The sequence below is a fragment of the Amycolatopsis ultiminotia genome (assembly GCF_039536925.1).
GTDB classification, from domain to species: Bacteria; Actinomycetota; Actinomycetes; order Mycobacteriales; family Pseudonocardiaceae; genus Amycolatopsis; species Amycolatopsis ultiminotia.
In genome coordinates this window covers 285,600-298,456 of sequence record NZ_BAAAZN010000002.1, presented here as the reverse complement: position 1 = coordinate 298,456, position 12,857 = coordinate 285,600, and the positions used below count along the sequence as shown (strand labels likewise).

Genomic DNA, 12,857 nt, shown 5'->3' with positions numbered 1-12,857 from the left:
CACGCACACTTCCACACGGTTGTTTCAGTACCGCCACCGGTGTGCCGCGACGATTTCCTCCGGAGTCCGCTCGGCCGCCCAGGCCGCGTCCGACGCCCGGACCGCGCGGAAGGCACCCAGCAGTTCGGTGCCGAGCACCTCGGAAATCCGCGGACAGGCCAGCAATGCCGCGTCCTGCCCGGCGGGATCCGACGGCAACGGCCGTACCCCGTGGGTCTCCCGTTCGCGTTCGCTCCAGCCGCCCGGATCCTGCGCGATCGGCTCCGGCGGAACCACGCCTTCCTCGATACCTGCCATCCCGGCGGCGAGGACCACCGCGAGTGCGAGGTACGGATTGGCCGACGCGTCGGAGGTTTTCAGCTCGACGTTCGCATGGCCCTCGCCGAGCATCGCCGACCCCGGCACGTACCGCAGCGGCGCCTCGCGGTTCTCCACTCCCCAGAATCCGTACGCCCCGGCGAAAAATCCCGGCCGCAGCCGCAGTGTGGAGGGCACGCTGGGAGCAGTGATCGCGGTCAGTGCGGGCAGGTCGCGCAGCAGCCCGCCGACGTAACCCGCACCGTCCCCGGCCGGAAGGCCGGTGCCGGCAAGCAGGTTGCGGCCCTTGCGGCGCACGGAGGTGTGCAGGTGCCAGCCGTTGCCTGCGGTGGCGAGATCGGGCACCGGCGCGAAGCTCACCCGCAGCCCGTGCGCGTGCGCGGCGGCGTGGATGGTCTGGCGGGCGAGCAGCTGGTCGTCGGCCGCGGACAGCGGATCCGTTGCAGCCAGCGACACTTCGAGCTGGGCAGCGCCGTATTCCGCGTGCAGCTGCCCGATCCCCAGGCCGTTTCCGGCGAAGTCGTGCAGCAGCGCGGCCACGAACCCGTCGAGCCCGACCAGCGCATGCGGGCTGTAGGCCGGACCGGGATGGCCGGGCAGCTCGGCACTGCCTGCCGGGGTGACGGTGAACTCCAGTTCGTAGCCCGCCCGGAACTCGAGGCCACGCCGAGCCGCCTCGGCCACCTGCCGTTCCAGCACCGAACGCTGGCAGTACGGCCAGGGCGCCCCGTCCGCGGCGACCTGCCGGACCGGCGCGAAGGCGAGCGCGGGCTGCCCGGACAGCCGGCGCAGCCGTTCCACCACCGGCACGAGCCGCAGGTCGCCCGAGGGCGTCGCGAGGCCGGGATGGCCGTAGGTGATCACGTCGTGGCTGTCGAACACGGCGAACAGCGTGGTGGCGCCGACCCCGCGGACCGCGGCGTCGGCCAGCCCGCCGACCGGCACGATCCGCGAACGCGGGATGCCGTTGTTGTCCGCCCAGGCGAGGTGCACCCCGCCGACTCCCGCCGCAGCCAGGTCCTTCGCCGCCGCCGACGCCGCCTTGGTCATGGCCAACCTCCTCGGGCTCCCGGCCAGTATCCCGTTCCCGCCCTCGTTCAGCCGGGTGGTTCGGCCGCTGCACCGTCCCGGCTGCGCAGCGCGATCCCGGCCACCACGGCGAGCGTGCCGAGCGCCTCGGGCAGGCTGGGCACCTGGGCCAGCACGACGAACCCCAGCACGCCCGCGGTGACCGGCAGCAACGCCAGCAGCACCGCGAACCCGGCCCGGCCGAGCCGGCGCAACACGATCTGGTCGAGCACGTAGGGCACCACGGTGGACAGCACGCCCACCCCGATGCCGAGAACCAGCAGACGTGGCGAAGACCACACCTCGGCGGTGCCGAGCGCGAGCGGCGCGAGCACCACCGTCGCCACCGCGAAGCCGACCGCCAGCGCATCGATGCCGTCCCCGTCGAGCGCGACCCGCTTGCCGAGCACGATGTACCCGGCCCAGGCGGCCGCGGCGACCAGCGCGAACGCGACGCCGAGCGCGCTGCCGGACAGCCGCACGTCGGCGATCGCAGCCACCCCGGCCACCACCAGCACGAGCGCGCCGACGTCCCGCCGGCTGCGCGATCCGGCCGCCGCGACGACCACCGGGCCGACGAACTCCAGTGCCACCGTGGTGCCCAGCGGAAGCCGCGCGATCGCCTCGTAGAACGCCACGTTCATGCCCGCCGTGACCACGCCGAAGGTGCCTGCGAGCAGCAGCCGGCGACCCCGCCACGCGGCCATCGGCGGCCGTCGCCACACCAGCAGCAGCACCGCGGCGCCGAGGCAGCGCAACCAGGCCACCCCGGCCGGTGTGGCGTGCCCGAAAAGCCCGACCGCGATGGCCGCACCGGCATACATGGAAATTCCGCTGAGAACGAACAAGACCGGTGCCGGAATCGCGCGCAAGCGCTTTCCATAGCCTGCATAACCCACCCCCGAATGGTGCCTGACCACGGAAAACCCGCACCGGCGGGTATCCGGGAAGTGCGCAAGTCGCACCGCACTACGGCAACCGGGGTAATTCGGCGTGACGCAGCTCCCACCGGCGCGGGAACACTTGCGGGCTGCGAAACGTCTGCAAGAGTGGAAGCACGAACACCGCGGAGCCGGAAGCGATCCCCGCCGAAGGCATCAGGACCGAAGTGGGCGTAGCTGGATCGAGGTACCGGGAAACCGGTACCGGGACGGAGGGAGACCCCCATGACATCACCGACGCTCACCCGCCCCGAATTGACCGCCGTCGACCGTTGTGACCGGTGCGGAGCAGCAGCTCAGGTACGCGCCGTCCTCAGCTCCGGAGGCGAGCTGCTCTTCTGCGGTCACCACGCCCGCGAGTACGAGGCGAAGCTCAAGGAGCTCGCCGCGGAGATCCAGAAGTAGCAAGCCTCGAGAACTTTCGTCCCGGAGGCGGCAGGTGCCCGATGCACCTGCCGCCTCCGGCCGTTCCGGACCAGATACGGAACTCCCGGTGAGCCCGACAGGTCACCACGCACAACACCGGTCAGGGGCGGGAAAAGCCAGGTGGGCAACGGCATTGCGCCGAGCACGCACACTGTCGGCCGCGTTCGCCGCACACGCTGCTGAACACGCAGGTTTGCCGCTACCCGCCGCCACTACCGGCGCCACGGCCGTTACCGCCATGGCCTCGACCAGCCACCCAGGCTCCAGCCACCCAGGCTGTCGCCGTCGCCGGTCTACGCGCGCCGCAGACCGCGCACGACGGTCGAGCACCCCCGCCGCTGACCGCAACACCGCCGACCACTGTTGGTCCCGACCAGCTGAAACACCGGTCCACCACCGTCGGCTCCCAAATGCTGGAACACCACCGCCGAACCCGCCGGTCCCGACGCACCGGCACCGTCATCACGACCGCCGTCGGCGAGGACTGAACCCGGCAACCGAAGCGCCGCCCGCCGCTGCCGGCTTCCAGATCGTGAAACACCACTACGCCACCCGGGTACTCCCATAATGTGAGACGTTTGCGCAACCGTGGCGGTCCCAGTGGGTGAAACCCAGCAGACATGGCGGCAGCCCCCATCGCCCGGCGGAAACGCGGGACTGGCCCGGCCAGGCCAGCCCCTTCGCGGCGGCCCGTGGTGGTCCCAGCCCCTCCGCGGCAGCCCCGTGGTAGTCCCAGCCCCCCGGCGGAGCCCACCCGTCCGCGGCAACCCGACCGAACCCCACCCGATCCGGGGCAACCCCGGTGAAGTCCCGTGGTTCCCCGGAATCAGACCGTGTCCAGCACCGTTTCGAAGGCCACTTCCGCTGCGCCCAGCAGTTTCACGTCCGCGCCCAGTGCGGAGCTCACGATGCGGATCCCGCCGACTGCGCGGCTCACCAGGCTTCGGCGGCGGACCTCCGCGCCGACCGCGCGGATCACCGGATCCGGCAGCACTGTCAGCAGATCGCCGAGTACCACCAGTTGCGGGCCGAGCAGGTTCACCACGTTCACCAGGCCCAGCGCGAGCCACTCGGTGAACTCCGACAGCCGGGCCAGCGCCGCCTCCGGGTCACGGGCCAGTTCTCGCAGCTCCACCAGGATCGCGCCGCGCGGGGTTTCCTCCGGCAGGCCCAGTGCGCGGCACAGCGCCGCCTCGCCGATCTCGGTCTCCCAGCAGCCGCTGCTGCCGCAGTAGCAGGGCCGTCCGCCGGGGCGGATCGCCATGTGGCCGATCTCCCCGACGTAGCCCGCTCCCCCGCGCAGCGACGAACCCTGCGCGATCACCCCGCCGCCAACGCCGACGTCGGCCGAGACGTACACCGCGTCGGACGAACCGCGGGCCGCGCCGCGCAGGTGCTCGGCGACCGCGCCCAGTTCGGCGTCGTTGCCGACCAGGATGGGGATCCGCAGCACGCTGGTCAGGCGCTCGCCGAGTGCGACGTCGGTCCAGCGCAGGTTGGGCGCCTCGTGCACGTACCCGTCCGCCCGCCGCACGACGCCGGGTACCGAGATGCCTGCGGCCACCGGGTCCGCCCCGAGGTCGCCGGCGAGCACCCTGGTCGACTCGATCACGTGCGTGATCACCTCGTCGGCGGTGCGCGTGGGGCCGCGCAGGTTCCAGCTGTCGCGGGCCAGGATCTGCCCGCCGAGCCCGACCAGCGCGATCGCCACGTGCTCGACCTGCAGGTCGACCGCGAGCACGACCGCGGCGTGCGGCTGCGGCAGGACCAGGAGCGAGGGGCGGCCTGCCCCTCGTCCCGGTCTCGGCACCCGCTCCTCGACGACGCCTGCCTCGGCGAGGCCGTCGACGAGGGTCTTGATCGTGCTCCGGTTCAGCCCCAGCTCGGTGGCCAGCGCCGCCCGGGTGCTCGGCCCGCCGACGTGCAGCAGCCGCAGCAGGGTTGTGCGGTTGTGCCGGCGCACCTCGTCCGGGCGGGCAACGGGCGAGCTGCTCACCAGATCATCGTCCCATCGGCCCTCAGCGCGCCGATGCCTCGGCTCGTCTCCTGGACAACGCGTCGACCGTGGCCGCCAGCATCAGCACCAGGCCGGTCACGATGTTCACCACCGCCGCCGACTGCTGCAGCAGCCCGAGGCCGTTGTTCACGATCGCCAGCACGGCACCACCGATCACCGCGTCGATGATCCGTCCCTTGCCACCGAAGAGCGACGTACCGCCGATGACCGCCGCGCCCACCGCGAACAGCAGTGTGTTGAGGCCACCGGACTGCGGGTTCACCGCGCCGATCTTCGACGAGTACACGATCGCGCCGATCGCGGCCAGCGACGAGCTGATCACGAACACGCTGGTCCGCAGCTTCGGCACGTTGATCCCGGCGCGCCGGGCGGCCTCCTTGTTGCCACCGACCGCGTACAGGTGCCTGCCGTAGCGGGTCCGGTTGAGCACGTAGGTGCCCGCGAACAGCAGCACCAGCACGATCGGCACCACGTACGGCACGCCCTCGATGCTCACCAGGTCGTTGGACGAGCGGTTGACCGTGAGCAGGTAGGTCGCCAGCGCGGACAGCACCGCGACCAAGCCGACCTTGAACAGCACGATCGGCGTCGGCTGCACCACCAGGCCCCGCTTGCGCCGCGAGAAGTGCTGTCCGAGGGCCACCAGTGCGTACCCGCCGGCCGCCACGATGAACAGGATCCAGCTGCCGACCACCGAGAGGTTTCCGTTGGCCACCGCGTTGAGCGTGTCGCTGGTGCTGATCGGCAGCGTGCCGCCCTCACCGATGAACTGCAGGAGCACGCCCTGCCACACGATGAACAGCGCCAGCGTCACGACGAACGACGGCATCCCGATCTTCGACACCAGGAACCCGGTGATGCAGCCGATCGCGGTACCGGTGCAGACCGCGATCGCGATCTCCACCCACGCGTTCACCGGAGCGCCGACGAGGATGATCACGATGCCGGCGAGCGCGATCACCGCACCTGCCCAGATCCGCTGCAGCAGCGCCAGCGCGACCGCGATGACGAGCACCACGATGAAGGTGACGAACACCCCGGTGCCCATCGAACCCAGCAGGTTGCCGCCCCGTACGTAGTGCAGGGCCATCAGCCCGGCGCACACGCCGGAGGCGGTACCGGCGGACAGATCGATCTCGCCGAGCAGCAGCACGAACACGATGCCCATCGCGATGATGGTCTGGCCCGCGCCCTGTTCGAGCAGGTTCGCGATATTGCGCAGGGTGAAGAATTCTCCGGAGAGCGCGCTGAACAGGATCGCCAGCACGATCACGCCCAGTACGGCGGGGATGGAGCCGAGCTGGCCGTCCTTCATCCGCGCGAAGTAGTCCTTGATCGCTTCGCCGGTGGACATCGACGTGGTGTCGATGCCGAAGTCGGAGATCGCGCCGCTCGGCGCCTCCTGGTCCGCGGGCTTCGCGGGGGTCTCAGTCATGACGGGTTCTTCCTCGCTGCTCACAGCGCAACGGCTTCGGGGCGGGCCAGGCCGAGCTCGCCCGACCGGCCCGCGGTGATGAGTTCGACGACCTGGCTGTGCGTCACGTCCTTGGTCATGACCTCCGCCACGAGCCTGCCCAGGTAGAGCACGTCGACGCGGTCGGCCACCTCGAACACGTCGGCCATGTTGTGGCTGATCAGCACCACACCGAGGCCCTGTTCGGCGAGCCTGCGGACGAGGTCGAGCACCTGCCGGGTCTGCGCGACGCCGAGCGCCGCGGTCGGCTCGTCGAGGATGACGACCTTGCTGTTCCACAGCACCGATTTCGCGATCGCGACGGTCTGGCGCTGCCCGCCCGAGAGTGCGGAAACCGGCATCCGCACGGACTTCACCGTGCGGACCGACAGCGAGGCCAGCGTTTCGCGCGCGGCCTTCTCCATGCTGGCCTCGTCGAGCAGCCAGCCGCTGCCCCGCTCGCGGCCGAGGAACATGTTCTGCACGATGTCGAGGTTGTCGGCCAGCGCGAGGTCCTGGTACACGACCTCGATGCCGAGCTCGGCGGCGTCCTTCGGCCCGTGGATGTGCGCTTCCTTGCCGTCGAAGCGCACCGCGCCGGTGTCGTACGGGTGGATGCCCGCGACGCATTTGACCAGGGTGGACTTGCCTGCCCCGTTGTCACCGACGAGCGCGGTCACTTCGCCCGCCCGCACGGCGAAGTCCACGTCGTGCAGGACGTGGACCGGGCCGAAGCTCTTGTTCAGGCCTTTGATGTCGAGAATGGGGTCACTCATGGCTTCGCTTGTCTCTCGCGTGGGGACCGGACCGGGACGCGTGGTCGGGGCACGCGTCCCGGCCCGGTGCTCTGGGGTGCTACCGCGGCAGGCTCAGGAGATGCCGTGCTCGGAGCACTTGGCGGCGAGGTCGCCGACGCAGATCTCCGAGGCCTTCACGTAGCCCTGCTGGACGACGTTCTTGATCTCGTTGGCGGTGATCAGCTGCGGGGCCAGCAGCACCGACTTCAGGTCGCGGTTGTTCTTCGGGTCGTGCAGCTTGCCGGTCGCGATCGCGTCCGCGGCCGCGCTGTCGCCCTTGGCCAGCGCCGCGGCCAGCTTCGCGGTGTTGTCGGCTTCCTGCTTGATCGGCTTGAAGATGGTCAGCGCCTGGTCGCCGCGCAGGATGGCCTGCAGGCCGGCCGCGGTGGAGTCCTGGCCGGTGACCGGGACCTTGCCGTTGAGGCCGTTCTTCTTCAGCACGGTGATGACCGCGCCGGCCAGCTCGTCGTTCGCCGCCACGACACCGTCGACCTTGCCGTTGGCACGGCTGAAGATCTGTTCGAAGGTGGTACCGCCGACCTGCGGGTCCCAGTCGTTGATCGCCTGCTTCTGGACCAGGTGCGCCTGGCCGGAGGCGTACAGCGGCTTGAGGATCTTGTCGTGGCCGTCGGCGAACAGGGTCGCGTTGTTGTCCGTCGGTGCGCCCTCGATCTGCACGATGTTCGCGCCCTGCTTGCCCTTCAGCGCGTCGACCAGGCCCTGCGCCTGGATCTCGCCGACCTTCTCGTTGTCGAAGGAGACGTAGTAGTCGGCCGAACCGCCCAGGCTCGGGCGGTCGTAGTCGATGACCGGGATGCCCGCGGTCTTCGCCTTGGCCTCGATCGAAGCGCCGACCGCCGGATCGGACGGTGCAATGATCAGGACCTTGACACCCTGGCTGATGAAGCCGTCGGCGAGGGTGGAGAACTTCTGGTTGTCGCCCTGGGCGTTCTGGATGTCCGAGGAGAAACCCTGTGCCTGCAGGGCGGCCTGCAGCATCGGCTTGTCGAACGCTTCCCAGCGGGCCGAGGTGGCGGTCTCCGGCAGGATCACGCCGACCTTGCCGTTGGCCCCGCCACCGGCGGGGGCGGCCGCGGAGGAGGAGGAGCTGTCGTCCCCCGAGCCCCCGGAGTTCGAGCTGTTGGCACCGCATGCGGTGAGCGCCAGGCCGGCACTCATCGTGGCGGCGAGGAGGGTAAGGGTTCTGCGCATCCTCGTTCCTTCCGGAGTCAAGCTCGCGGGCGGTGATTCCGGGGAGGCCGGCGCACCGTCGCGCATATGTTGTGGCCGACAACATATGTCTCCGGACGGCCGCGCGGAAGATGGCTGGATCGATGGATCGACACCTTATGGACACGGTTCGGCAACAAGGGCCGGAAACGGCGCTTACGCTGACAGAGTGATCCCTGCCACGTACTGAGAGTTACCGAAATCCCGACCATCGGTCCCGCGCATACCTCCGGCCCGGACCCGGGCGGCACACCGCGTGATCGCGGGTGCGCCCGGCCGGGCCGGGAGACCGACGTCCGGGCGGAATCCCGGTACGTCGGGTGGATCACCAGGAACGCAGCGTGACGATCCGCTCTTCGAGCTGTTCCACCGTCGCCATCGCAGTGGGCGGGCCGCCGCACACCCTGCGTAGCTCGTTGTGGATTGCACCGTGTGGCTTCTTCGTGCGGTGGTGGTACATGCCGACGAGGGCGTTCAGCTCCTTGCGCAGCGTCCCCAGCCGTTCGCTCACCGACTGCGGCCGGGCCGCGGGGGCGGGTTCGCCGTCCTTGTCCGGCCGGCGCCGCTTGTCGTCCGCGAGCTGTTCCTCCTGCCGCTTGCGCAGCAGCGCGCGGACCTGGTCCGGCTCCAGCAGCCCCGGCAGGCCGAGGTACTCCTGCTCCTCCTCGGAGCCGGAGAACACCGCGGTGCCGAACGAATTGCCGTCGTAGATCACCTGGTCCAGTTCGGCGGAGGCGCCGAGCGAGGTGAACGCCTTCTCCTCCTCGCCGGGTTCGTCCTCGGTGCGGTTGGCCTGGGCGAGCAGCTCGTCGTCCCAGCCTTCCTTCTCCCGGTGCGGTTTGCCGAGCACGTGGTCGCGCTGCGCTTCCAGCTCGCTGGCCAGCTCCAGCAGCACCGGCACGCTCGGCAGGAACACACTCGCCGTCTCGCCCTTGCGCCGCGCCCGCACGTAGCGGCCGATGGCCTGTGCGAAGAACAGCGGGGTGGACGCACTGGTCGCGTACACCCCGACCGCGAGCCGCGGTACGTCGACGCCCTCGGACACCATCCGCACCGCGACGATCCAGCGTTCGGTGGTCTCGGCGAACTCCTTGATCCGGCCGGAGGCCTTCGGATCGTCGGACAGCACGAGCGTGGGCATTTCACCGGAGATGCGCTGCAGGATCTTCGCGTACGCGCGGGCGGATTCCTGGTCGGTCGCGATGACCAGGCCACCGGCGTCCGGTACGCGCTGGCGGACCTGCGTGAGCCGGGTGTCGGCCGCGTTGAGCACCGCCGGGACCCACTCGCCCGCCGGATCGAGCGCGGTGCGCCAGGCGCGGGCGTTCTGCTCGGCGGTGAGCGGTTCGCCCAGCCGCGCGGTGAACTCCTCCCCCGCGCTGGTGCGCCAGGACGCCTCACCGGAGTAGGCGAGGAACACCACCGGCCGGACCACACCGTCGGCGAGCGCGTCGGCGTACCCGTAGGAGTGGTCGGCCTTGCTGCGCTGGAACCCGCCTGCATCCGGTTCGTAGGTGATGAACGGGATCGCCGAATCGTCGCTGCGGAACGGGGTGCCGGTGAGGCCGAGCCTGCGCACCGCGGGCGTGAACGCCTCGCGCGTCGCGTCACCCCACGACTTCGCGTCGCCCGCGTGGTGGATCTCGTCGAGGATCACCAGTGTCTTGCGGTTTTCCGTGCGCACCCGGTGCAGCGTGGGGTGCGCGGCCACCTGCGCGTAGGTCACCGCGACGCCGCGGTAGTCGCGGGAGGTGACCCCGGTGGTGTTGCGGAAGTTCGAGTCGATCGGGATGCCGGCCGCGGCGGCCGCGGACGCCCACTGGTGCTTGAGGTGCTCGGTCGGGGTGACGATGGTGACCGCCTCGACCGTGCGGTCGGAAAGCAGCTCGGCGGCGATCCGGAGCCCGAACACGGTCTTGCCCGCGCCGGGCGTGGCGACCGCGAGGAAGTCCTTCGGCCTCGTGGTCAGGTATTTCGTGAGCGCCCGGCGCTGCCAGGCACGCAGCGGCCGCGCGGTGGCGTCCTGCCCGGCGGGCGGTGCCCCGAGAACCCCCTGGGTCGTCTCGGACAACCTCGGCTCACCCCCTCCTTCGACCGCCGGCGGCGGCCGTGACGTGCGAAAACCCCCACGGTGGCACCGGCTTCGGCGCCGGCTGCCGCGATGAGGGCACGCCGCTCAGCCTACCTTCCGGCCCGCCGCCCGCCCGGCACCGGCACGGCCGGTGTCGCCCGACACGCGGACGCGACGCCGGGGCGACGAGCCAAAAACCCGGGCATGGACCATGCTGGGACCCACCATGCGTGAGGTGAGACGGGACGCCGGGACGGCAGCCTCGGACGAGGCGACGGGCACCGCGGCGGACGAGATGCCGCGGGACGGCGCCCTGCCCGGGAATTCCGCGCCCCACGGAACCCAGCCGGACCACGACGGGCCGGGCAGCGCCGCGGCGAGCGACGCCGTGCCTGCAACGCCTCCGCCCGCCGAACCGCCGGTGCACTCCCGGCCCGCCGAAGCAGCCGCGCAGCCCGCCGAGCCGGAGAAGACCGCACGCAAGGGGCCGTGGCGGCTCCTCACCCGCACCCTCGCGAAGGCGTGGGACGGCAACATCTTCTCCGAGGCGGCGGAGGCCGCGTTCTGGCAGACGCTGTCGCTGCCGCCGCTGCTGCTCGGGTTGCTCGGCAGTCTCGGGTTCATCGGCGAGTGGTTCGGCCAGGGCGTGGTGGCCGCCGTGCACGACCGGATCATCACGTTCTGCCGCACCATCTTCAGCCAGAACGCGGTCGCCGAGATCATCGAGCCGACGGTGAACAGCATCCTCACCGTCGGCAAGGGCGAGATCGTCTCGATCGGCTTCGTCATCTCGCTGTGGGCTGGCTCGTCGGCGATGTCGTCGTTCGTCGACGCGATCACCGTCGCGCACGACCAGTACGGCGTGCGCAACGAGGTGTGGCAGCGGATCTTCGCGCTGCTGCTGTACCTGTGCGGGCTGGTCGTCCTGGTGATCGGGCTGCCGCTGCTGGCGATCGGCCCGGACCTGCTGCCGGAGTTCTTCCCGGACGACTGGCGGCCGACGGTGTCGTCCTGGGTGGGCACGCTCTACTACCCGGTGCTCGGCGTGATGATCGTGCTGGCGCTGACCACGCTGTACAAGCTGGCGCTGCCGCGCAGGCTGCCCTGGCATCGCGGACTGCCCGGCGCGGTGCTGGCCATGGTGGTGTTCCTGGTGTCCAGTATCGGGTTGCGCATCTACCTCAACTGGATCACCAAGACCGGCTACACCTACGGCGCGCTGGCCGCCCCGATCGCGTTCCTGCTGCTGATGTTCTTCATCGGCCTCGCCGTGGTCGGCGGCGCCTACTTCAACAGCGCGATCCAGGAGCTGTGGCCCGCCCGCCCGACGCGCAGGCAGCGCCGCCGCTGGCGCCGGCTGGAGATGGAACGCGCGAACGAACGGATCCGCACCGAGGAGGGCCGCCGGCTCTGGGACCGCACCACGATCCCGTTGCGGCGGCCCAAACGCACGGACGCCGGAAGCCGGGAAGGACCCGACCGGCGCGACGGGTGAGCTGCACAGGTCGCACCGGTCGCAGCTGTCGCACCGGTCGCAGCTGTCACTGCTGGAAGCGCCAGGTCTTGCTGTCGATCGCCACGCAGGCACCCGGCGAGACGACCACGACCCGCAGGGTGCCGTCCCGCTCGTCGAAGTCGATGCCCTCGGTCTCGAAGTCCCCGTCGCACCCGCTTTCCAGCGGCAGCTGGCCGAGCGAGGTCACATGCCCGGACACGTCGGAGTCGGACAGCCCGCCGTCGAGATCGACCTGCAGCAGGGGTTTGGTGGTGCCGAAGAGGCTGCCGTCCGGATCGTCGGACGAGCACAGCAACCGCGAATCGGACACGAAGTCGCAGCCCTGGACGTCGCGCACCTGGTGATCGAGCTTGATGGAGGAGGCATACGGCAGGTTCTCCGCCGGATCGGTGGCCGCGACGCCGGGCATCGGGTAGACGATCAGCCGGTCCATCGTGCCGAACTCGCCGGACACCAGCCACCGGGCGTCCGGCGACACCGCGGCGAAGGAATTGTTGTTGGCCTCCCACGATTCCAGCGCGTGCTGGTAGTCGGCGGTGGTGCCGTCGGGGGCTTCGACGCGGAAGAGTTTCCCGCCGCGGTCGTCGCGCTGGTAAGGCTCGACGTACCAGCCCTTCGCGGAACCGGGGTCGCCGATGTGCGTCCAGCCCTGCGTGGCGAGCCCGGCGTCGACGGTGCCGACCCCGGTGTAGCGGATGTCGGTACCCGAGGAACGCTCGACGGTGGCCAGCCCCTGACTCTCGTCAAGCGGCCGAGCCCGATCCGACCCGACGGTGTTCCACCCGGTAACGGCCTCAGCCACCCCAGGCACCACGCCGGCGACCACCACAGCGATCGACAGGACAACCCCGGTCTTGCGCATACAGCACTCCTGCAGGAACAACGGACTCGGACGCGCAGCAGATCTACCAGCCCGCCACCCCCGACAGGGCCACCGGAGTGAAGGTTCTTCGCGTTTGTCCGCACAGGAGTGCCCGCCCACCCGCACACGAACGGCGACCACTCGCGCGAACGGCCGCC

The 12,857-nt window shown here is 70.5% G+C and carries 10 protein-coding genes; 2 read left to right on the top strand and 8 right to left on the bottom strand.

Annotated features, from left to right (window positions below):
- Positions 1-24 precede the first annotated feature (24 nt).
- The gene (locus ABD793_RS06295) at positions 25-1,368 is read right to left on the bottom strand and encodes a type I glutamate--ammonia ligase (RefSeq protein ID WP_344856297.1); all 1,344 of its coding nucleotides are present in this window, start codon (positions 1,366-1,368) and stop codon (positions 25-27) included.
- Positions 1,369-1,415: 47 nt separating this feature from the next.
- Positions 1,416-2,210 (bottom strand): EamA family transporter, encoded by a 795-nt coding sequence (locus ABD793_RS06290; protein WP_344856296.1) that lies wholly within the window; start codon positions 2,208-2,210, stop codon positions 1,416-1,418.
- Between the two features lie 342 nt (positions 2,211-2,552).
- On the opposite strand from ABD793_RS06290, the gene ABD793_RS06285 reads away from it, so the two are divergent.
- Positions 2,553-2,732: a DUF7455 domain-containing protein gene (locus ABD793_RS06285; RefSeq protein ID WP_344856295.1), complete on the top strand. Its 180-nt coding sequence runs from the start codon at positions 2,553-2,555 to the stop codon at positions 2,730-2,732.
- A gap of 847 nt (positions 2,733-3,579) precedes the next feature.
- On the opposite strand, the gene ABD793_RS06280 is transcribed toward ABD793_RS06285, so the two are convergent.
- The 5 genes from ABD793_RS06280 to ABD793_RS06260 all read right to left on the bottom strand — a co-directional run bounded on the left by ABD793_RS06280 (position 3,580) and on the right by ABD793_RS06260 (position 10,321).
- Entirely contained in the window at positions 3,580-4,749 is a 1,170-nt protein-coding gene (locus ABD793_RS06280) for an ROK family protein (RefSeq protein WP_344856293.1), read from the bottom strand.
- A 22-nt stretch (positions 4,750-4,771) separates the two neighbouring features.
- Positions 4,772-6,205, bottom strand: coding sequence for a sugar ABC transporter permease (locus tag ABD793_RS06275; RefSeq protein ID WP_344856292.1), 1,434 nt, complete (start codon positions 6,203-6,205; stop codon positions 4,772-4,774).
- A 20-nt stretch (positions 6,206-6,225) separates the two neighbouring features.
- Positions 6,226-6,999 (bottom strand): ATP-binding cassette domain-containing protein, encoded by a 774-nt coding sequence (locus tag ABD793_RS06270; protein ID WP_344856290.1) that lies wholly within the window; start codon positions 6,997-6,999, stop codon positions 6,226-6,228.
- A 93-nt stretch (positions 7,000-7,092) separates the two neighbouring features.
- Positions 7,093-8,232: a sugar ABC transporter substrate-binding protein gene (locus tag ABD793_RS06265; RefSeq protein WP_344856288.1), complete on the bottom strand. Its 1,140-nt coding sequence runs from the start codon at positions 8,230-8,232 to the stop codon at positions 7,093-7,095.
- Between the two features lie 343 nt (positions 8,233-8,575).
- On the bottom strand, positions 8,576-10,321 hold the full coding sequence (locus ABD793_RS06260) for a DEAD/DEAH box helicase (protein WP_344856286.1): 1,746 nt from the start codon (positions 10,319-10,321) through the stop codon (positions 8,576-8,578).
- A 235-nt stretch (positions 10,322-10,556) separates the two neighbouring features.
- On the opposite strand from ABD793_RS06260, the gene ABD793_RS06255 reads away from it, so the two are divergent.
- Positions 10,557-11,816 (top strand): YihY/virulence factor BrkB family protein, encoded by a 1,260-nt coding sequence (locus ABD793_RS06255; RefSeq protein ID WP_344856284.1) that lies wholly within the window; start codon positions 10,557-10,559, stop codon positions 11,814-11,816.
- A gap of 46 nt (positions 11,817-11,862) precedes the next feature.
- On the opposite strand, the gene ABD793_RS06250 is transcribed toward ABD793_RS06255, so the two are convergent.
- Entirely contained in the window at positions 11,863-12,699 is an 837-nt protein-coding gene (locus ABD793_RS06250) for a hypothetical protein (RefSeq protein WP_344856282.1), read from the bottom strand.
- Positions 12,700-12,857 lie beyond the last annotated feature (158 nt).

What these genes read in the sequence shown, in the direction of transcription:
- ABD793_RS06295 (WP_344856297.1), bottom strand. Translation starts at nt 1,368, where the DNA reads ATGACCAAGGCGGCGTCGGCGGCGGCGAAGGACCTGGCTGCGGCGGGA.
- ABD793_RS06290 (WP_344856296.1), bottom strand. Translation starts at nt 2,210, where the DNA reads ATGTATGCCGGTGCGGCCATCGCGGTCGGGCTTTTCGGGCACGCCACA.
- ABD793_RS06285 (WP_344856295.1), top strand. Translation starts at nt 2,553, where the DNA reads ATGACATCACCGACGCTCACCCGCCCCGAATTGACCGCCGTCGACCGT.
- ABD793_RS06275 (WP_344856292.1), bottom strand. Translation starts at nt 6,205, where the DNA reads ATGACTGAGACCCCCGCGAAGCCCGCGGACCAGGAGGCGCCGAGCGGC.
- ABD793_RS06270 (WP_344856290.1), bottom strand. Translation starts at nt 6,999, where the DNA reads ATGAGTGACCCCATTCTCGACATCAAAGGCCTGAACAAGAGCTTCGGC.
- ABD793_RS06265 (WP_344856288.1), bottom strand. Translation starts at nt 8,232, where the DNA reads ATGCGCAGAACCCTTACCCTCCTCGCCGCCACGATGAGTGCCGGCCTG.
- ABD793_RS06250 (WP_344856282.1), bottom strand. Translation starts at nt 12,699, where the DNA reads ATGCGCAAGACCGGGGTTGTCCTGTCGATCGCTGTGGTGGTCGCCGGC.